15 protein-coding genes are annotated in these 19,905 nt (G+C 53.9%); 6 read left to right on the top strand and 9 right to left on the bottom strand.

Annotated features, from left to right (window positions below; translation table 11 throughout):
• Nucleotides 1-135: 135 nt before the first annotated feature.
• The gene (gene hemN, locus KCG43_RS16280) at nt 136-1,509 is read left to right on the top strand and encodes an oxygen-independent coproporphyrinogen III oxidase (RefSeq protein WP_218386275.1); all 1,374 of its coding nucleotides are present in this window, start codon (nt 136-138) and stop codon (nt 1,507-1,509) included.
• Between the two features lie 87 nt (nt 1,510-1,596).
• Here hemN and add read toward each other — a convergent pair whose 3' ends face one another.
• The 4 genes from add to glnA all read right to left on the bottom strand — a co-directional run bounded on the left by add (nt 1,597) and on the right by glnA (nt 7,139).
• Complete coding sequence (add, locus tag KCG43_RS16275; protein WP_192017427.1) at nt 1,597-2,598, bottom strand: adenosine deaminase; 1,002 nt, start codon at nt 2,596-2,598, stop codon at nt 1,597-1,599.
• Nucleotides 2,599-2,761: 163 nt separating this feature from the next.
• Nucleotides 2,762-4,177 carry a nitrogen regulation protein NR(I) gene (glnG, locus tag KCG43_RS16270; RefSeq protein WP_218386273.1) on the bottom strand — a complete coding sequence of 472 codons (1,416 nt, stop codon included), beginning with the start codon at nt 4,175-4,177 and terminating at the stop codon, nt 2,762-2,764.
• Between the two features lie 75 nt (nt 4,178-4,252).
• Entirely contained in the window at nt 4,253-5,317 is a 1,065-nt protein-coding gene (glnL, locus tag KCG43_RS16265; protein ID WP_192017428.1) for a nitrogen regulation protein NR(II), read from the bottom strand.
• Nucleotides 5,318-5,729: 412 nt separating this feature from the next.
• On the bottom strand, nt 5,730-7,139 hold the full coding sequence (gene glnA, locus KCG43_RS16260) for a glutamate--ammonia ligase (protein WP_192017429.1): 1,410 nt from the start codon (nt 7,137-7,139) through the stop codon (nt 5,730-5,732).
• A 556-nt stretch (nt 7,140-7,695) separates the two neighbouring features.
• Between glnA and typA the strand changes: the two genes are divergently transcribed.
• On the top strand, nt 7,696-9,525 hold the full coding sequence (typA, locus tag KCG43_RS16255) for a translational GTPase TypA (protein ID WP_192017430.1): 1,830 nt from the start codon (nt 7,696-7,698) through the stop codon (nt 9,523-9,525).
• Between the two features lie 95 nt (nt 9,526-9,620).
• Here the strand turns inward: typA and KCG43_RS16250 are convergent, their stop codons facing one another.
• Complete coding sequence (locus KCG43_RS16250) at nt 9,621-10,262, bottom strand: DUF2959 domain-containing protein (protein WP_192017431.1); 642 nt, start codon at nt 10,260-10,262, stop codon at nt 9,621-9,623.
• A gap of 190 nt (nt 10,263-10,452) precedes the next feature.
• Here KCG43_RS16250 and KCG43_RS16245 point away from each other — a divergent pair, with 190 nt between their 5' ends.
• From KCG43_RS16245 to KCG43_RS16235, 3 genes are all read left to right on the top strand, one after another.
• Complete coding sequence (locus KCG43_RS16245; protein WP_218386270.1) at nt 10,453-11,430, top strand: virulence factor BrkB family protein; 978 nt, start codon at nt 10,453-10,455, stop codon at nt 11,428-11,430.
• Nucleotides 11,431-11,449: 19 nt separating this feature from the next.
• A complete protein-coding gene (gene dtd, locus KCG43_RS16240) occupies nt 11,450-11,887 on the top strand; it encodes a D-aminoacyl-tRNA deacylase (protein WP_192017433.1) in 438 nt (145 codons plus the stop codon).
• A gap of 124 nt (nt 11,888-12,011) precedes the next feature.
• The gene (locus tag KCG43_RS16235; protein ID WP_218386268.1) at nt 12,012-12,932 is read left to right on the top strand and encodes a bifunctional GNAT family N-acetyltransferase/hotdog fold thioesterase; all 921 of its coding nucleotides are present in this window, start codon (nt 12,012-12,014) and stop codon (nt 12,930-12,932) included.
• Here KCG43_RS16235 and KCG43_RS16230 read toward each other — a convergent pair.
• From KCG43_RS16230 to hslR, 4 genes are all read right to left on the bottom strand, one after another.
• Nucleotides 12,887-14,905 carry an AsmA family protein gene (locus tag KCG43_RS16230; RefSeq protein WP_218386266.1) on the bottom strand — a complete coding sequence of 673 codons (2,019 nt, stop codon included), beginning with the start codon at nt 14,903-14,905 and terminating at the stop codon, nt 12,887-12,889. The genes KCG43_RS16235 and KCG43_RS16230 overlap by 46 nt on opposite strands.
• A 250-nt stretch (nt 14,906-15,155) precedes the next feature.
• Nucleotides 15,156-16,790 (bottom strand): phosphoenolpyruvate carboxykinase (ATP), encoded by a 1,635-nt coding sequence (gene pckA, locus KCG43_RS16225; RefSeq protein ID WP_192017436.1) that lies wholly within the window; start codon nt 16,788-16,790, stop codon nt 15,156-15,158.
• A 308-nt stretch (nt 16,791-17,098) separates the two neighbouring features.
• On the bottom strand, nt 17,099-17,977 hold the full coding sequence (hslO, locus tag KCG43_RS16220) for an Hsp33 family molecular chaperone HslO (RefSeq protein ID WP_192017437.1): 879 nt from the start codon (nt 17,975-17,977) through the stop codon (nt 17,099-17,101).
• Between the two features lie 26 nt (nt 17,978-18,003).
• Nucleotides 18,004-18,408: a ribosome-associated heat shock protein Hsp15 gene (hslR, locus tag KCG43_RS16215; RefSeq protein ID WP_192017438.1), complete on the bottom strand. Its 405-nt coding sequence runs from the start codon at nt 18,406-18,408 to the stop codon at nt 18,004-18,006.
• Between the two features lie 539 nt (nt 18,409-18,947).
• Here hslR and gspC point away from each other — a divergent pair.
• The gene (gene gspC, locus KCG43_RS16210; RefSeq protein WP_225445341.1) at nt 18,948-19,892 is read left to right on the top strand and encodes a type II secretion system protein GspC; all 945 of its coding nucleotides are present in this window, start codon (nt 18,948-18,950) and stop codon (nt 19,890-19,892) included.
• The last annotated feature ends 13 nt before the right edge of the window (nt 19,893-19,905 follow it).

Genomic DNA, 19,905 nt, shown 5'->3' with positions numbered 1-19,905 from the left:
TGGCTGGCCACTGGGTTTTTTTGTATGCCGGTCGGCCTAATCCGAGCTGTTTTTGTTATCGATCAATAATCGGGCGGCGGCCTCATGCTAGCTTGGCGGATTGACTTGGCAGAACGTCTGTGAGGTAACGCCGCGATGACAGAGCAATCCATGATTTGGGATCAGGCACTGATCGAAAAATATAACTATTCAGGCCCCCGCTACACCTCGTATCCAACGGCCCTGGAGTTTCAGCCCGACTTTACCGCCGCGGCGTTTTCCGCCGCCTGCCAGCGTTATCCCGAGCGCCGTTTGTCGCTCTATATCCACATTCCGTTCTGTCACACCCTTTGCTATTACTGCGGCTGTAATAAAGTCATTACCCGGCATGCGCATAAGGCCGATATCTATCTGGCGGCACTGGACATTGAGATTCGCCAGCGTGCAGCGCTGATGCGTGGCCGGGAAGTCAGTCAGCTGCACCTGGGCGGCGGGACGCCCACTTTTCTGACCAAGCCGCAACTTACCCGGCTGATGGCACAGCTGCGCGCCTCCTTCACCCTGCTGCCGGATGCGGAAATCAGCATAGAAGTCGACCCGCGCCGGATAGCGCTGGATGTGCTGGATCATCTGCGGGCGGAAGGCTTTAACCGCCTGAGTATCGGTGTGCAGGATTTCGATAAAGAGGTTCAGCAGCTGGTTAACCGCGAGCAGGACAGAGATTTTATTGAAGCTTTGGTCAATCGAGCCAGGGAATTGGGTTTCCGCTCGACCAATCTGGATCTGATATACGGTTTGCCGAAACAGAACAATGCCCGTTTCGTTAACACTCTGGAGCAGGTGCTGGCGATGAAACCGGGGCGCTTGTCTGTGTTTAACTATGCCCACATGCCGTCACTGTTTGCCGCCCAGCGAAAAATCAAAGACGCCGATTTACCGGCGCCGTCAGAAAAGCTGGCGATGCTGCACAGCACCATTGAGACCCTGACCGCTGGCGGTTATCAGTTTATCGGTATGGACCATTTTGCCCTGCCGGAAGACGAATTGGCCGTGGCCCAGCGCGAAGGCAAGCTGCACCGCAATTTTCAGGGCTACACCACCCAGGGGGATTGCGATTTGCTGGGACTCGGGGTGTCCGCGATATCGATGATTGGCGACAGCTATGGCCAGAACCAGAAAGAGCTGAATGCTTACTATGCCGACATTGAATCGCACCAGCATGCTCTGTGGAAAGGGGTGAACCTGACCGCCGATGATCTGCTGCGCCGTGAGGTGATTAAAACCCTGATTTGTCAGTTTGAGTTATCGATAACGGATATTGAGCAGCGCTATGGCATTAGCTTTGCGGACTATTTTGCCCAAGATTTGTCGCTGCTGCAGACGTTTATCGATGACGGTCTGGTTGCTGTGACAGGTGAGCGGATTGCAGTCGCCGCCAAGGGCCGGTTGCTGATCCGCAATATCTGTATGTGCTTTGATATCTATCTGCGCCAGCGCGCCCGCCAGCAGCAGTTTTCACGGGTGATCTGACCCTTGCGCTGATCAGGCTAACCCGAAAAAAAACGCCCTGCTTGCGATCTCAAGCGGGGCGTTTTTGTTGCGCAGGCGATGGCGGGATTAACGCTTGGCCGCCATCTCACGCAGGGCGTTCTTCTCGCTGTCAGACAGGAAAGCCAGTTCCAGGCCGTTGATTTGCGCCTGGCGGATTTGCTCCGGCGTCAGACCTGCCTTAGGCGCAGCCACTTCGTACTCGTAAGGCAGCTCAATGCCTTCAACGGCCGGGTCATCGGTATTCAGACAGGCCAGAATGCCGTGATCGAGAAACTGCTTGAGCGGGTGACCGGCCAGGCTGGCGACAGTGCTGGTCTGGATATTCGAGGTCAGGCAGGACTCAATACCGATGTTGTGCTCAGCCAGGTAATCCATCAGTCTGGCATCTTCCACCGCTTTCACACCGTGGCCGATACGCACTGCCCCCAGCTCCTGAATCGCTTGCCACATGCTTTCCGGGCCTGCGGCTTCACCGGCATGCACTGTGACCTGCAGGCCGGCATCGCGCACCTGTCTGAAGTGGCCGACAAACTGGTTACCCGGCTGGCCCAGTTCATCGCCGGCCAGATCAACGGCAACAAGGTGGTCTTTCTGGCTCAGCAGGGCGTCCAGCTCCTGCTGGCAGGCCTGGGTGCCGAAAGTCCGGCTCATGATACCGATCAGGTTCGCTTTGATACCAAAATCGCGACAACCGGCTTGAACGCCGTCGACAACGGCTTCTACCACTCCGGCAACTGGCAGGTTGTGTTTCATCGCCATGTAATAGGGTGAGAACCGCAGCTCAGCATAGTCAATTTGCGCGTTGAGGGCATCTTCGACATTTTCGTAGGCTACGCGGCGGCAGGCCTCCAGATCGCCCAGCACCGCGACGCCCCAGTCCAGTTTGGACAGGAAAGCCACCAGGCTGGGCTCGGCTTCCACGATTTGAACGTGCGGACGCAGTGACTCAAGGTCGTTGGCAGGCAGTGCCATGCCAAACTGCTGGCCCAGCTCAAGAATGGTCTGAATACGGATGTTGCCGTCCAGGTGACGGTGCAAATCGGTCAGTGGCAGGTGTTTGCTAATCATGATCATGGTATCCCGGAAAAACTGTAGCCTCAGTATAAGCAAAGATATCAAGACAATCATTACACTCAGGGTGAGGATCTGGCCCGATCATCAAGATCGGGCTGATGTTTACTTCCGCTGTTGAAAAAATCACCAATCCTGCTCACCGACAGTGGCAGGGCTGTCAGTCACTGGCCATGTTGAGCTCTTTGAGTTTCCGGGTCAGGGTGTTGCGTCCCCAGCCGAGCAGCTTGGCGGCTTCCTGCTTGTGACCGTGGGTAAATTCCAGGGCGGTATCAAGCAGAATACGTTCAAATTCCGGCATGGCTTCCCCCAGCAGATTCTGGTTGCCCTGCTGCAATGCCTGGCGGGCCCAGTGCTGCAGCGATTGTTGCCAGTGCGGTTCGCTGCCGTCGCCTTTCGGCTGGCTGTCGACGGCGGTCAGTTCGGGCGGCAGATCCGACGGCAGGATTTCGTTGCCGCTGGCCATCACTGTCAGCCAGCGACAGGTATTTTCCAGCTGGCGAACATTACCCGGCCAGGCCAGGCTGGTGAGCAGGGTTTCTGTGTCCGGGTGCAGGGATTTGATTTCCACTCCCAGTTCATCGGAGGCCCGCTTTAAGAAATGGCGGGTCAGTTGCGGGATATCCTGTCGGCGGTCTTTCAGGGCGGGCAGATGCACCCGGATAACATTCAGGCGGTGGAAAAGGTCTTCCCGGAAATCCCCTTTGGCCGCCAGCCGTTCCAGATTCTGGTGGGTGGCGGCTATGATGCGGACATCGACATTGATGGGTGAATGTCCGCCAACGCGATAGAACTGACCGTCAGCCAGTACCCGTAGCAGCCGGGTCTGAATATCCAGTGGCATATCGCCGATTTCATCCAGAAACAGGGTGCCGCCATTGGCCTGCTCAAAACGGCCCTGGCGGATGTTGTTGGCGCCGGTAAACGCGCCTTTTTCATGGCCAAACAGCTCAGATTCAATCAGGTCTTTGGGAATGGCTGCCATGTTGAGGGCGATAAATTCGCTCTCCCGTCTCGGGCTGTGGCGGTGCAGTGCCTGAGCAACCAGCTCTTTACCTGTGCCGGATTCGCCATTGATCAGCACGGAAATCGAGGAACGGGACAGGCGGCCGATGGCACGAAACACTTCCTGCATTGCCGGTGCTTCGCCGATGATCTCCGGGGCCTGCTTGGTGATTTCCTCCGGCTGCTGCTGGCGCTTTTGCTCCTGGCTGTGGGTGACTGCCCGCTCCACCAGGCTCACGGCTTCGTCGATATCAAACGGCTTGGGCAGGTATTCAAACGCCCCTTCCTGATAGGCGTTAACGGCCGCATCCAGATCTGAGTGCGCCGTCATGATAATGACCGGCAGGGTGGGGTAATCATGATGCAGGTTGCGCAGCAGTGTCAGGCCATCTGTGCCCGGCATCCGGATATCAGATACCAGGACATCCGGCACGCTGCGCTCAAGTGCTTCTACGACGCTGTCGGCATCGGCGAAGGTTTCGCAGCGCAGTCCGGCTGCATTCAGGGTGCGCTCCAGTACCCAGCGTATGGAGCTGTCATCGTCGACAACCCAGATTAGTCCTTTGCTCATCGCATGCCCTCCGTTGTGTCCTTTGTGTGCATGCCGGGCGTGATGGCGGAAACGCTAACAGGCCCGGCTGCTTTGTTATTCTGTTGATTGAATCGGTAGATAAATGGAAAATTTTGTCTGCCCTGGCCAGCTCGACACTTCAATTTTGCCGTGGTGCTGATCAATTAAATTCTGGGCGATGGACAGGCCGAGTCCGTTACCGCCTTCGCGGCCCGTGACCATGGGATAAAACAGGGTGTCCTGTATGTCGGCCGGAATGCCGGGTCCGTTGTCTATGATGTCGATCTTGGCCGCGATTCTGTGTCGCTGACCGTGAATTAAAGCCTGGTGTGCGGTGCGTGTCTGCAGGGTGATTACCCCTTCGCCCGACTGCTGGCTCAGTGCCAGGGCGGCATTACTGACAATATTGAGGATGGCCTGCTCCAGCTGCTCCGGGTCCATGCTGAAATCCGGCAGACTGGGGTCATAATCGCGCTGGATGCGCAGTTGTTGCTCTCTGTGATCCAGCGACACCAGCTGGCGAACTTTTTCCAGTACCACATGGATATTGCCTACCGTTCTGATGCCGGGTTTTTGCGGCCCTAACAGGCGGTCGACCAGATTTCGCAACCGGTCGGCCTGTTCAATGATCATTTGGGTGTACTCGGTATAGCTGGGATCCGGCAGGGCTTTTTCCAGCAATTGCGCGGCCCCGCGTAATCCCCCCAGCGGGTTTTTGATCTCATGGGCCAGCCCGCGGACCAGCTCTTTGGCGGCTTGTTGCTGCGCGTGCTGGCTGATTTCCTGGCTGATCCGGCGCTGCTGATCTATGGGTTTGAGCTCGAGCAGAATCAGCACCTCTTTTTGCCAGCTTACCGGGCTGGCATTGATTTCCAGGGTATGGTGGCGGCCATCGATCACCAGGGTTACTTCGCCGTCGGTTAGTCCTTGTCCGCTTTGCACTGTCGACTGAATCAGGCCCAGATCGAGCGAGCTGTGCTGGAGCAGATCCGGAAAGCGACTGCCCAGCAATCGCCGCTGGCTGCAGGACATCAATTGCTCTGCGGCCGGATTGACGTAGCGAATTTTCAGCAGCTCATCGAGCAGTATCACCGCAGTGACCAGGTTGTTCAGGATCAATGGCGTAAAAGCGGCAGTCACAGTCTCATCCTTGTGGTTATGGCCAGTGTGCCCGCTTGCGGAGCAAACACCTCTGGTGCATTGCACTGTTTTGGTGCATTACAGTGTAGCCCGTCTTTTGTTACTTGTGCAGCACTAAGTGAGCGAGTCCAGCCTTTTTAGGCTGTTGGTGACAGCAACCGCTTTGAGACTGACTTTTGGCAACGCATAAAGACGGTGAACGTTGAATAATGCAATAACCTTGCCGTCTTTTCCGGCCCAATCACTTCAGTGAGCCTGTAAAGCGTGCCGGCTGCGGGAAACGGGATGAGTCGTTTTGGTGAAAGTGGGTGCGCCAGCCTGGGTGCTGAGAATGTTTGCCCAGCCTTGGTGAGCCAGATAAAGAAAAGGCCTGCATGCGCAGGCCTTGAACAGTGAATCGCGGTGTTCAGACTTATACAGAGTAGTACAGGTCGAATTCCAGAGGGTGAGTCGCCATGTTGATGCGCTCAACATCTTTTGATTTCAGTGCGATGTAAGAATCGATGAAATCGTCAGAGAACACGCCGCCAGCGGTTAAGAACTCACGGTCCTCATCCAGTGCTTTCAGTGCGATCTCCAGTGACTCTGCCACTTTTGGAATCTCTGCCGCTTCTTCTGCTGGCAGATCGTACAGGTCTTTGTCCATCGCTTCGCCTGGGTGGATCTTGTTCTTGATGCCGTCAAGACCAGCCATCAGCAGACAGGCAAATGCCAGGTACGGGTTAGCCGCTGGATCCGGGAAGCGAGCTTCGATACGGCGCGCTTTCGGGCTTGGTACCACAGGGATACGGATAGACGCAGAGCGGTTACGTGCTGAGTACGCCAGCATAACAGGGGCTTCGAAACCAGGAACCAGACGCTTGTACGAGTTGGTTGACGGGTTAGCGAACGCATTGATGGCGCGTGCGTGCTTGATGATACCGCCGATGTAGTACAGTGCCATTTCAGACAGGCCGCCGTACTTGTCGCCCGCAAACAGGTTCTGACCGTCTTTGGCCAGAGACTGGTGCACGTGCATACCGCTGCCGTTGTCGCCAACCAGAGGCTTAGGCATGAAGGTTGCTGTTTTACCGAAAGCGTGCGCGACGTTATGAACCACGTATTTGTAGATCTGGATTTCGTCCGCTTTTGACGTCAGGGTGTTGAAACGGGTTGCGATTTCGTTCTGACCTGCAGTCGCCACTTCATGGTGGTGCGCTTCAACAACCAGACCCATTTCTTCCATGATCAGACACATGGCAGAACGGATATCTTGTGATGAGTCAACCGGTGCAACCGGGAAGTAACCGCCTTTCACACCCGGACGGTGACCTTTGTTACCGCCTTCAACGGTAGAACCTGTGTTCCATGCCGCTTCGATATCGTCAACCTTGAAGAAAGAACCTGACATATCAGTGGCGAACTTCACGTCGTCGAACAGGAAGAACTCAGGCTCAGGACCTACCAGCACTGTGTCGGCGATGCCGGTGCTGCGCATGTACTCTTCCGCACGCTTGGCGATAGAGCGCGGGTCACGGTCATAGCCTTGCATGGTGGCAGGCTCAAGGATGTCACAGCGAATGTTCAGCGTGGCATCTTCGGTAAATGGGTCCAGCACAGCGGTAGATGCATCTGGCATCATCACCATGTCTGATTCGTTGATTCCTTTCCAGCCAGCGACCGAAGAACCATCAAACATCTTACCGTCTTCGAAGAAGTCTGCGTCAATCTGGTGAGCGGGGATAGAGATGTGTTGCTCTTTACCTTTGGTATCGGTAAAGCGTAGGTCAACAAATTTAACTTCGTTTTCCTGGATCAACGCGAGTACGTTTTCTACTGACATCTTAAGTAACCTCCGGTGTTAGATTTGGGCAACTGGCCGCAAAAAATTTTGGAAAGGAACAAGCATGTGCTCCGATACAGTAAGCTTTGCGAAATCCATGCCAACTTTTTAAATCCCCAAAATTGCCATATTTACGCCCTGTTATGGCGCTCAGTGCAAATAATCATGGGCTCCATTGCACTGATATGGTGATTTTGCGCACCACAATGGTGCAAGTAGGGATTATCTCCCTCTTTGTCACTCCGTTTCACCCGAATGCAAAGACATCGGCTATATTTAGCCCACGCTGATCAATTGTCAATCGTCTGCGCGACGGATTGCATTCACTTTATTGCACCAAAAAAAGCCCGTTGCGCGCTCTTGTTTTTAATTGACTGTTTTTATTGATTTTTTACGCTTTATTCTTGCTATTGCTATCAGTTTCGTTCCGACGTGATGATATAAATCACATATTTGCTGGGTTTTGACGTAAAATCTGGTAGATTATGAGCCGTTTTTTTAATCAGTGGCTGCCTGTTTTTCAGGGGGTCGCAACATCTGAGTGAATGCCAAATCCATGTCTAATCCACAGATCGATAAATTACGTAATATCGCAATCATTGCGCACGTAGACCACGGTAAAACCACCCTGGTTGATAAACTGCTGCAGCAATCAGGTACCTTGGACTCCCGTGGCGGCGTTGAAGAACGCGTGATGGACTCCAACGATATCGAGAAAGAGCGTGGCATTACCATCCTGGCGAAAAACACCGCCATCAACTGGAATGATTACCGCATCAATATCGTGGACACCCCAGGGCACGCCGACTTCGGTGGTGAAGTAGAGCGTATTATGTCGATGGTGGATTCTGTTCTGCTGATCGTTGACGCAGTTGACGGCCCGATGCCGCAAACTCGTTTCGTGACCCAGAAAGCGTTCGCTCACGGTTTGAAGCCAATTGTTGTTATCAACAAAATCGACCGTCCGGGCGCTCGTCCTGACTGGGTGATGGATCAGGTATTCGATCTGTTTGACAATCTGGGTGCATCCGACGAACAGTTGGACTTCCAGGTGGTTTACGCATCAGCACTGAATGGCTGGGCAACACGCGAAGAAGGCGAGACTGGCGAGAACATGGAACCACTGTTCCAGGCAATCGTAGACAATGTTGCACCACCTGCGGTCGACGTTGACGGCCCGCTGCAGATGCAAATCTCTCAGCTGGACTACAGCTCTTACGTCGGTGTTATCGGTGTTGCCCGTGTGACCCGTGGTTCTGTAAAACCAAACCAGCAAGTGACCATTATTGGTGCAGACGGTAAAACCCGTAACGGTAAAGTCGGTACTGTCATGGGCTACCTGGGTCTGGAGCGCCACGATATCGATCGCGCGACTGCCGGTGATATCATCGCGATCACTGGTCTGGGTGAGCTGAAAATCTCTGACACCATCTGTGATGTCAACGCGGTTGAAGCACTGCCAGCGCTGAGCGTCGATGAGCCAACTGTAACCATGACTTTCCAGGTGAACACCTCTCCGTTTGCCGGTAAAGAAGGTAAGTTCGTGACCTCTCGTAACATTCTGGAGCGTCTGCAGAAAGAGCTGGTTCATAACGTTGCGCTGCGCGTTGAAGAAACAGAAGACCCGGACAAATTCCGCGTGTCAGGTCGTGGTGAACTGCACCTGTCGATTCTGATTGAAAACATGCGCCGTGAAGGCTTCGAGCTGGCGGTATCACGTCCTGAAGTTATCATCAAAGAAGAAAACGGCCAGTTGATGGAACCGTTTGAAACTGTGACCATTGATGTCATGGAAGAACACCAGGGCGGCATCATGGAGAAAATCGGCCTGCGTAAAGGTGAGCTGAAAGACATGGCGCCGGATGGTAAAGGTCGTGTGCGTATGGATTTCGTCATGCCATCACGTGGCCTGATCGGTTTCCAGACTGAGTTCATGACCCTGACCTCAGGCTCTGGTCTGATTTACCACACGTTTGATCATTACGGTCCGCACAAAGGTGGTGAGATCGGCCAGCGCGTCAATGGCGTGCTGATTGCAAACGCCGCGGGTAAAGCACTGACCAATGCCCTGTTTAACCTGCAGGAGCGTGGTCGTCTGTTCATCGGTCACGGTGTCGAAGTCTACGAAGGCATGGTGATCGGTATTCACAGCCGTGATAATGACCTGACGGTTAACGCCCTGAAAGGTAAGCAGCTGACCAACGTCCGTGCATCAGGAACCGATGATGCGCAGGTGCTGACCACGCCAATTAAGTACACCCTGGAGCAGGCGCTGGAATTCATCGATGACGATGAGCTGGTGGAAGTGACGCCGGAAAGCATTCGTATCCGTAAGAAACTGCTGACGGAAACGGATCGTAAGCGTGCGAGCCGTGGTGCGAAGTAACAACTGATTCTGTGCGCCCTTTGGGGGGCACAGTGAAAAATCCCCCCGTTCCGGTTATCCCGGCGGGGGGTTTTTTTATTCAGGCCGACACCAGATTAACTGCGGTTCAGCTGGGCCACAAAGCGCTCAGACTCACTGATAGCGGCGCGCATATCGCTGATCGCCCGCTGGATATCGCGTTCAAGCGAGCGGAACTCGCCTTGCAGAGAGCCGATTGCTGCAGCATTGAGGTTGTGCTTCAGGTACAGGCTGTTATCCCGCAACGTATCCAGCACAGGTGCCATTTTGCCTTCTGCCCTGTGCATGGCAGCAATCATCTTGCTGTAAGAAGCGCGGGTGGCTTTGAGTTTGGCTTCGCTGTCGCGGCGCAGCGCTGAGCTGGAATACAGGCTCAGCTCCTCTTGCCATTCATCGAACAAGGCTTGTGAGACATTTTCAATCGCTGCGATGCGGTCGCTGACTTTATCGGCGGCATCGGCACTGGCTTCATACTGCGCATTCACCCGGTTGTAGGTCTCTTCCAGCGTACCGCCTTCAAAGCGGGTCAGTGACTGTAAAGCGGCCAGCGCTGAGGTAAACTGTTCCTGGGCGTCTTTCTGCGCCTCAGTGGCATCTTCGACGCGATCGACCATGATATCGCGTTTATGAACACCGACCGATTCCATGGCAGAATAGTAGGCGCTCTGGCAGCCCGACAGCAGTGTCAGGCTCAGTATCAGGGCAAAAGCATATGGCATAAAAGCTCCTGGCTGGCGACCTGGCTGGTTGTTATTCCCATCCGGACGCACTATGTTGTTGATATACCCCAATATCCATGACACGGCTGTTCAGAGCCAGAATGCGGCATATTTGAAAGGGCTGAGGTTAACTCTGTCGCGAGTAGGGTCGTTTCGTAGTTGAACGATAAACAACAAAGATTAATTCAATATGGCTGATATGAAAATAACGTCCAGGCCGGGTTTGCGCCAGGCGGTCACAGAACTTTGGCAATTCGTACAGTATTTGTACCGTCGCATCGATCATGATCGCCTGACCGTCACGGCCGGCTCTATGGCCTATGTGACGCTGCTGTCGCTGGTGCCCATGATCACTGTGGTGCTGTCAGCACTGTCGAGTTTTCCCGTGTTTGCCTCTCTGGGCGATCAGCTGCAGGCCTTTGTGTTTGAAAATTTTGTGCCGACAGCAGGGGACGTGGTGCAAAACTACCTCAATCAGTTTGTCGCTAACGCTGGCAAAATGACGGCTGTTGGGATCGGAGCCTTGTTTGTGGTCGCCATTCTGCTGATATCCGCCATTGATAAGTCACTGAATTATATTTTCCGGGTTCGCCAGCACCGCCGTGTGGTGATCTCCTTTTCGATTTACTGGATGGTACTGACCTTGGGCCCGATACTGGTCGGCTCCAGCCTGGCGATCAGCTCCTACCTGGCTTCACTGAATATCTTGGGCAGCGAAACCGTGAACGGCTTTGTACAGCAGCTGTTGCGCGGTCTGCCTGTTCTGATGTCCACCCTGGCCTTTTTGGGCCTGTATATGCTGGTGCCTAACACTAAAGTCCGGTTGCGTAATGCGCTGATAGGTGCTCTGATCGCCAGTGCCCTGTTTGAGCTGAGCAAAAAAGTCTTTGCGCTCTACATCACTAATTTCCCGTCTTACCAGCTGATATACGGCGCACTGGCTGTGGTACCTATTTTGTTTGTGTGGGTGTACCTGTGCTGGTGTATTGTGTTGCTGGGCGCAGAAATCACCGCCAGCTTGTGTGAAGAGCAGCATTGGCGTCAGCGGGCAAAAACACCGCACGGCTCAGGTGAGGGTGAAAAACAGCCTCTGGCCTCAGTGGATGCCGGGCATCAGGGAGCACAGGCATCCGGTGCTGAGCAAACGAAGAACAGCAACAAACCGTGAAGACGTACAAGGATACAAAATGATTGCGCTGATACAACGAGTGAGTGAAGCCAGTGTTGCCGTCGATGGCAAAGTGACCGGTGCTATTGGCAAGGGGTTACTGGTTTTACTCGGGGTAGAGAAAGGTGACGATGAAGCGAAAGCTCGCCGGCTGCGCGATAAAGTGCTGGGCTACCGGGTGTTTGAGGATGATGCCGGAAAAATGAACCTCAATGTGCAGCAGGCGGGGGGCAGTGTGCTGGTCGTCTCGCAGTTCACGCTGGCCGCCGATACCAACAGCGGTATGCGTCCGAGCTTTTCGACCGGGGCACACCCGGCGGACGCTGAGCGCTTGTACGATTACTTTGTGTCAGCCTGCCAGGAAAGCGCTGTCCGCACCGAAACGGGTATCTTTGCCGCCGATATGAAAGTGGCGCTTCTTAATGATGGTCCTGTCACTTTCTGGCTGCAGTGCTAGCCTTCATGCTATAGCGTGAACAAGGTGGTTATCTGAATAACCACGGCCGTTTGCGCAGGTAAGCAGACCAACAGGCGGAGCGTGTGAGTGCGCAAATGGAATTGAATGACTGGAGAAGGACGCTATGTTTCGATTGATCACCCCGCAAACTGAGGCGGAACTGGCCCGCTATTTTGACTTTCGCTGGCGGATGTTACGCCAGCCCTGGCATATGCCGGCGGGATCAGAACGCGATGCCTATGACGCCCTGAGCTGCCATCGAATGATAGTCGATGATGACGGTCAGCCGGTGGCGATTGGCCGGCTGTATATGACGCCGGAAAATGACGGTCAGATCCGCTATATGGCTGTCGATCCCAATTACCGCAATAAAGGCATGGGCGGCTTGCTGCTGATGGCGCTGGAATCGCTGGCCCGGCAGGAGGGTGCTAAGCGGCTGGTCTGTAATGCCCGCGAAGAAGCCATCCGCTTTTATCAGATCAACGGTTTTGCCAATCAGGGTGAGTTAAGCGAGGAACGCGGGCCGGTTCGTCATCAGCAGATGCTGAAATATCTGGATCCGTTAACTGAAGTGGTGCGCCATCCCGACTGGTGCCAGGAGCTGCAGGATGTCTGGCAGTCTCATATTCCGATCAGTGAAAAAATGGGCGTCAAAATCAGCCAGTACACAGGTTACCGGTTTGAAGTCAGTGCGGTACTGAACGCCAACCTCAACCCGAGGGCGACCATGTTTGCCGGCAGTATTTTTACCATGGCGACGCTGGCTGGCTGGGGATTCCTCTGGATGTTGCTGAAGGAGCGCCAGCTTCAGGCTGATATCATGCTGGTTGATAGCCGCATTCGTTACTCCGCGCCGGTGAAATCGCGCCCTCGCGCCGTCACGGGTGTGGAGACCCTTACCGGCGATCTGGACCGGATCGCCAATGGCCGTAAAGGGCGAATGGTGGTGGAAGTGCAGGTGTTCAGCGATGAATCCCATGCTGCAACCTTCACCGGAACCTATATGCTGTTTCGCTCGCAAGACAGCACGGATATGTCCTGCTGATGGTTATGCCAGCGTTTGCTGAGCTGTTGGCAGCCATTGCTGGCGTTGAGCTGGATTTCGCGTTCGGACGGGATCGCCAGATCCCACTCTCCCTGTAGCTCCGCTGTTAACTGCTGGCCTTGCAGGCTCAGCGGCTGTATGGCAATGCGTCCCCGATCAGCCCGCAACTTTAGCGGACTCAGCGTGACTGGCGAGCGGACTGGATTTTTACCACTACTGAGTGGGGTAACGGCCAGTGTTTCGCTATTCTGCCAGCTCTGCAGCAGCGAGGCTTCGCTCTGGGTCAGAGACTGTTGGCGGAATGCCGCGTTGAGATGACCATTCAAACTGTAAGCCAGCCCGCGGTGAAACTGCCCCAGACCACTTGCCTGGGCGCTGATATCCATCTTTCCCTGCAGCGGGAGCGGCAGTCCTAACCAGTGGTGCAGCATCTGTGACGGTAAACTGTCACCGGCCAGAGACAGTGTCCATGGCCAGCCTGCTTCGTTGAGCTGGATATCGGCGCTGCCTTCTAACAAACCTTCTTCAATTGGCAGATTTAACCGTGTGATTTGCCAGTGTCCTGCCTGGCTGCTCATGGTCAGCAGCGGATCGTGGATGGTGATTTGGCGAATATGGGTGAAACCGGCACTGGCATTGAGTTCACCTTGCCACAGTCCGGGTTGTCCCTGACGCAGCAACACCAGCCCTGTGCCGTCCAGATTGATATCGCTGATCTGAAAAGGCAGTGGCGCATAGGTGCCGGTCAGCTGACTGTAGCCGACAGAGAGCTGATCCACGGTCAGAGTATCCAGCTGGCGCCACCACTGATCGACCTGAGCCTGCAGAGGCGTTTGCGGGGCGCTGTCGTGCATCAGCCAGGCCTGAATGGCTTCGGGCAGTACCCAGCGAATACCCTTTAACTCCAGCTGATGCAGCAACATGGCTTCGGGCGTCAGGGTCGCCTCAGCGCGCAGGTAGCCTTCAAGCATACGGGCCGAAAAGCCGTTCAGACTGATCTGCTCCGGGGTGAAGTGCAGCTCGGTAAGGGGAGAGTCCAGCAGCAGGTCATGCCAGCGCAGCGTATCGGCCCCCAGCGACAGACGGGCATCCTGCTGTTGCCACAGCGTGCCGGGCCAGCGCCAGTTTTCCAGGGCCAGATTCGCATGACTGGTACTGTATTCTTCGTGTTCCAGACTGCTGTCCAGGATATCCAGACGGCGTAAATCTACGCTCAGCCCGGACTCGTTCGCCTGTGCGCTCAGATCCAATAAGGTTTGGATCGGGAAATCTTGGTCTATCTTCAGGCCGCTGGCGCTGAGCTGGTGGATGATCAGGTTATGCTCGTCAGTCTGATATTCGGCCTGGCCGTGGAAGCGGGCACCTTGCCAGTTCAATGACAAACCATACACAGTCCAGGTTCGGGCATCGCGCTCCCCGTCAATAAGCACCTGCTGCAGTGAGTGATCGTGCCAGGTGGCCTGCTCGGCCGAAAGGCGGAAGTCCCCGTTGAAGTCTCCCCAGTCTTGTGCGCGGTTTTGCCAGTTGTCGAGTTCGAGGCGCGCGTTATCTAGCTGCAATCCGGGCACAGAAACAGTCAGTTTGGTCACAGCCAGCCGGCGGGCATTGAGCTGCCCGTTTTCCAGCCCGATAACCGGTAGCCGGTCGAGATTAACGCCTTGGATTAACAGGCTGTCAAAATGCCAGCCCCGCTGGTAGAAAGAGGCGGGAGACAGCCAGAGATCAAGCTGCTCAGCGGCTAAGGCGGGCGCATCTTGCCTTTGCCAGCGTGGCTGGCTTAGTCGTAAATGCAGCGGGTCGCTCTGCAGTGAATATTGCACACCGGTAACCTGAGCGCCGCTGTAGCCGGCTCCCTTTAAAAAAGTGTTCACCAGGGCAGCGCTGTAGCGGGTATGCAGCAGGATGACAATAATGGTTGCTGCCATCAGCAGCAGAATCATCAGGGTAGCCAGTATTTTTGTGAAGAAACGCATGCCGAACTCCATATCAGCCGCCAAACCATGTTTAGGCCGCTGCCGGGCAATCGGGCGGTGATGAAAGTCTTGGGAAAAAGGCATGGTAAGGCCAGTGTCAAAAGAGTGAAGGAAATGCGACTACTTGGCAAGGAATGCGGCGGGTTTTTGTTGGCTATTTAGTGTTTAGCTAAGGTTGTTGCACGAGTGTGCGATTGGTTCAGAGACAAGGAAGCCCTGCGGTGCAGGGCTTTTTTCAGTTTCACTCAAATCAGTCCAGCTGAGGGCCAGCGGCAACCAGAGCGGCACCTTGTTCGTTATCTGTGTATTTATCGAAGTTGCTAATGAAGAGTTTAGCCAGATCGTTGGCTTTGGTTTCCCATTCCGCTTCACTGGTATAGGTATCGCGCGGATCCAGAATGTCGGGATTCACACCCGGCAAGGCTGTCGGCACGGTCAGATTGAAAATGGGCACTTGCTTGGTTTCAGCGTTTTCGATCGAACCGTCGAGAATGGCATCAATAATGGCGCGGGTATCTTTGATTGAGATACGTTTACCGCTGCCGTTCCAGCCAGTGTTGACCAGATAGGCTTCAGCGCCTGCCGCTTCCATGCGTTTGACCAGCACTTCCGCATATTTAGTCGGGTGCAGACTTAGGAATGCATTACCAAAACAGGCCGAGAAGGTCGGTGTCGGCTCTGTGATGCCACGCTCGGTGCCAGCCAGTTTCGCCGTAAAGCCAGACAAAAAGTGGTACTTAGTCTGCTCGGGCGTCAGCTTGGACACCGGAGGCAGTACACCGAAGGCGTCAGCCGACAGGAAAATCACTTTATTGGCATGACCACCGCGGGATACCGGCTTCACTATGTTCTCAATGTGGTACAGCGGGTAGGACACACGGGTGTTTTCGGTTTTAGAACCGTCGTCAAAATCTATGGTGCCGTCATCGCGAACGGTCACGTTTTCCAGCAGGGCGTCACGACGGATCGCCTGATAGATGTCCGGTTCGGCTTCTTTCGACAGTTTAATGGTTTTGGCGTAGCAGCCCCCTTCGAAGTTGAAGACACCGTTGTCATCCCAGCCATGCTCGTCATCACCAATCAATTTACGCTTAGGATCGGTAGACAGGGTGGTTTTACCTGTGCCGGACAGGCCAAAGAACACGGCAACATCGCCATTTTCTCCCTGATTAGCTGAACAGTGCATAGAGGCAATGTCCTGCAGCGGCAGGAAGTAGTTCATCATAGAGAACATGCCCTTTTTCATCTCGCCGCCGTACCAGGTACCCCCGATCAGTTGCATGCGCTCTGTCAGGTTGAACACGGTGAAGTTTTCAGAGTGCATGCCGTGTTGCTGCCACTGGTCATTGGTGCATTTGGCACCGTTCATCACCACAAAGTCGGGTTTGAAGGTGGCCAGCTCTTCGTCACTCGGACGGATGAACATGTTCTTCACAAAGTGTGCCTGCCAGGCCACTTCAGTGATCACCCGAATACATAAGCGGGTGTCCGGGTTTGCACCACAGTAGCCGTCGATCACAAACAGACGTTTGCCGGATAGCTGATTGGCGACCAGCGCTTTCAGATCGCTCCAGACCTCTGAACTCAGTGGTTTGTTGTCGTTGCTGCCTTGATCTGACCACCACAGAGTATCGCGAGTGGTGTCGTCTTTGACTATGTACTTATCTTTTGGAGAACGACCGGTAAAAATGCCAGTGTCTACAGAAACAGCGCCCAGCTCTGTCACTACGCCTTTTTCATAACCTTCCAGACCGGGTCTGGTTTCTTCCTCAAAAAGGACTTCGTAGGAAGGATTACGAAGGACTTCTTTTACGTTATGGATACCATACTGAGACAAATTCAGCTGTTGGTTGACCTTTTTATCTTCGGCGTGCATGACTGTCATTAGCGACTCCTGGGGGGTAAGAGGTAGTTAGGCTGTCTTTTTTTACCCTGCGTACAGGGAGGTAGCTTTTGTCGTAACCACATACAAAGTATGGTTACTTTCTAGTGTTTTTATCTGTACCTAGCCTAATTTTACCCTGTCTGGAAAGGTTTATGCCAGTGTAAGTGATTAATATTCCTTGCCAATTAAGCATGAATAAGCTGTGCTTGCATTTCAGAAAGCAGCATAAAAGTGTGGAGGAGTTAAAAAAAAAGCCAGCATGTAGCTGGCTTATGTAATTTACTTTCAGTCTTAATAATGGATGAAAATTAATGCAGCTGCGAATCGTCGGCTTCGGAGCCGGTTTCGAACAGGCTGGTAATATCAAAACTGTCGAAATCGTAGCTGGTGCCACAGTAGTCGCAATGCAGTGAGACTTTACCCTCTTCCTGCAAAATACGTTCAACTTCATTACGATCCAGTAACTTAATGGCACCGGCGCTGCGCTCGCGAGAGCAGCCGCAGTGGAAAATCACCGGTTGCGGATCAAAGAGTTTTACTTTCTCCTGGTGGTACAGGCGGTATAACACGTCCTGAGCAGGCAGACCGAACAGCTCTTCATTCTTCACTGTCTCTGTTAATTGCTCCAGGTGCTCAAAATCACTGGCATCGCCTTTACCATCTGGCAGGATCTGCAGCAGCATGCCTGCGGCTTTAGTCTGGCCGTCGGCCTCACCGGTGCGCAGCCAGATGCGGGTCGCCAATTGCTCTGAGTTAGCAAAGTAGCTTTCCAGACACGCGGCAAGCGTGTCGCCTTCCAGGCCGACCACGCCCTGGTAGCGTTCACCCTGGTTCGGTGTGATGGTAATGATCATATGGCCTTTGCCCATTAGATCGTGGATGTTGCCGTCCGCAGCCAGTTCGCCGTCCCAACGTGCGACACCACGCATCTGCTGGTTGTGATCACCATTAATCACAGCCAGTTTCACAGGACCGTCACCTTGCAGTTGTACCGTGATGGACCCCTCGAATTTCAGAGTGGCCGTCAGCAGGCTGGTGGCAACCAGCAATTCGCCCAGTAGTGTCTGCAAAGGCGCAGGGTAGTCCTTGCTGGCAATAATGTGCTGATAGGTATCGGTGAGTTGTACGAGTTCACCGCGAACAGACACATCGTCAAACAGGTAACGGTAAAGATTATCGCTGGTCATGATTTGGTTTTCTCCGGCACTCACTGTCAGTGATTGCTTTTAAACTTAAGTATATCGCGTCGCTGCTTTTTATCCGGGCGCTTGTCCGGGTGCGGATTGTGCGAATTGAGCTTGCGCATCTGTGCCTGTTGCTCGCGCTGAGTCAGGCTGGCTGCTGTTTCCTGATAAAGGGTTTGGGCCTCCGGGGCGCCACGACGCGTACCGGACACTTTGAGGATAGTGACTGTTTTTTCCTCATTACCCTGCCGAAGTTTGATTTCAGCCCCCAGCTCGACAAGCTTGCTGGGTTTGGACCGCTGGCCGTTATAGTGCACTTTTCCGCCGTCGATCATGTTTCGCGCGATCGAGCGGGTTTTGTAAAAGCGGGCAGCCCACAGCCATTTGTCCAGACGCACTTCTGTTGTATCGGATTCGGAGGGTTGCCGACTCATAAAATAGGCTCCTTACCCAAATGGGCGCTAAAAATATCACAATGGAAATGCCGCGTCAGCTGCATAGCCTGATTCCCTGCCGGATTGTCTCTGAGCCAAGGTGATAGCGATCCGGGTAAGTCACAGATCACCAGCGTCACATTTTGGCTAACGACCCGAAAAGCCAAGGAAAAATACCGTTCGTTTTGGCTTGATCTGACACAGCGCATTCACAGTGTTTGGGTTTACTGTAATGCGAAGATAGTCTTAGACCTTGTTTCGTTGCACAAAAAGTCAGCGTTACAGGTACACAGTAGTTATTAAATGGTGATGCCGGATCGCAAATTCAACAATGAATGGGAATTTCCTCACACGAAATAACACACTGCTAAATGAGTAGTATTTTTTCAGTGAGTGGGTTTGCTATATTAACCTGTCATGCAACAAGATGAGCGTCGGGATTGCGGCAAGCAAAAATCCGCTTGAAATAACGGGAACTCAATCCGGGCTTTTCTTGTCATATTATTGATTACAAAGAGTCATGAGGCAGAAAACAGCAAATGGATGTAGCTAGGGTAACAATGCACTGGCGTCAGGCAGTGACGGGAAAACGTATGCCCTCAATGCAGTCTCTGACCAGAATCGTGACCTGGTGTCTGGTGGTTGTTCTGGCCTGGATGCTGGGGCGTCTTGTGTGGTCGGCATTACAACCAGTGGAAGCGCCGCCGGCCTGGCAGGCACCCAGCATCAAGTCTGGCGGGGCTAATCAGCAGGGGCTGCAAGTATCTGAATTGCTGACGTTGGAGCTGTTCGGCCGCTATCGGGCGGATGCCCCTAAGGCAATTCCTCAGCAACCTGTCAAACAGGATGCACCAGAGACTAAACTTAACCTGACACTGGTTGGGGTGGTGGCGAGTAACAACCCGCAAACCACTCTGGCTGTGATCACCAATCGGGGTAAGCAGAATACCTATGGTTTGAATGAAGCGATAGACGGCACGCGCGCGACCTTGCAGGGGGTGTTTGTTGATCGGGTCATTATCCGTAACAACGGGCGCGATGAGACACTGATGCTGGACGGACAAAAGTTTGGCCAGAATGGGTCTCAGGTGTCAGCCCCTTCTACTGCACCGGCTGCACGGCAGGCACCCGAGCCGACAGTGCAGCCCGATTCTACCGAGTCCGAGGGAGCCGGTGACGAGCTGGCGCAGATAAAACAAGAGATCATGGACAAGCCACAAAACCTCTTCTCATACATTCGTTTATCTCAGGTAAAGCAGGATGATGAGCTGATAGGTTATCGGGTTAATCCAGGGAAAAACCGTGTGCTTTTTGATGCCGTTGGGCTGCAGCCGGAAGATCTGGCAGTGAGTCTTAACGGCAATGATTTGAAGGACCCGACCGTGATGGCACGGTTGTGGACTGAGCTGTCCTCTGCCACTGAACTGACATTAACAGTAGAGCGTGACGGGCAGTTACATGACATATTGATAGAGCTGCAATAGCGGCACGAATACA

Origin of the sequence: Photobacterium sp. WH24, assembly GCF_019204055.1 — a bacterium.
Taxonomy (GTDB): Bacteria; Pseudomonadota; Gammaproteobacteria; order Enterobacterales; family Vibrionaceae; genus Photobacterium; species Photobacterium arenosum.
Note: the sequence above shows the minus strand (reverse complement) of the source record. Positions and strands in the feature narration are given on the sequence as shown.

What these genes read in the sequence shown, in the direction of transcription:
- hslR (WP_192017438.1), bottom strand. Translation starts at nt 18,408, where the DNA reads ATGAGTCGGCAACCCTCCGAATCCGATACAACAGAAGTGCGTCTGGAC.
- gspC (WP_225445341.1), top strand. Translation starts at nt 18,948, where the DNA reads ATGGATGTAGCTAGGGTAACAATGCACTGGCGTCAGGCAGTGACGGGA.
- hemN (WP_218386275.1), top strand. Translation starts at nt 136, where the DNA reads ATGACAGAGCAATCCATGATTTGGGATCAGGCACTGATCGAAAAATAT.
- glnG (WP_218386273.1), bottom strand. Translation starts at nt 4,177, where the DNA reads ATGAGCAAAGGACTAATCTGGGTTGTCGACGATGACAGCTCCATACGC.
- KCG43_RS16250 (WP_192017431.1), bottom strand. Translation starts at nt 10,262, where the DNA reads ATGCCATATGCTTTTGCCCTGATACTGAGCCTGACACTGCTGTCGGGC.
- glnA (WP_192017429.1), bottom strand. Translation starts at nt 7,139, where the DNA reads ATGTCAGTAGAAAACGTACTCGCGTTGATCCAGGAAAACGAAGTTAAA.
- hslO (WP_192017437.1), bottom strand. Translation starts at nt 17,977, where the DNA reads ATGACCAGCGATAATCTTTACCGTTACCTGTTTGACGATGTGTCTGTT.
- dtd (WP_192017433.1), top strand. Translation starts at nt 11,450, where the DNA reads ATGATTGCGCTGATACAACGAGTGAGTGAAGCCAGTGTTGCCGTCGAT.
- add (WP_192017427.1), bottom strand. Translation starts at nt 2,598, where the DNA reads ATGATTAGCAAACACCTGCCACTGACCGATTTGCACCGTCACCTGGAC.
- KCG43_RS16245 (WP_218386270.1), top strand. Translation starts at nt 10,453, where the DNA reads ATGGCTGATATGAAAATAACGTCCAGGCCGGGTTTGCGCCAGGCGGTC.
- pckA (WP_192017436.1), bottom strand. Translation starts at nt 16,790, where the DNA reads ATGACAGTCATGCACGCCGAAGATAAAAAGGTCAACCAACAGCTGAAT.
- typA (WP_192017430.1), top strand. Translation starts at nt 7,696, where the DNA reads ATGTCTAATCCACAGATCGATAAATTACGTAATATCGCAATCATTGCG.
- KCG43_RS16230 (WP_218386266.1), bottom strand. Translation starts at nt 14,905, where the DNA reads ATGCGTTTCTTCACAAAAATACTGGCTACCCTGATGATTCTGCTGCTG.
- KCG43_RS16235 (WP_218386268.1), top strand. Translation starts at nt 12,012, where the DNA reads ATGTTTCGATTGATCACCCCGCAAACTGAGGCGGAACTGGCCCGCTAT.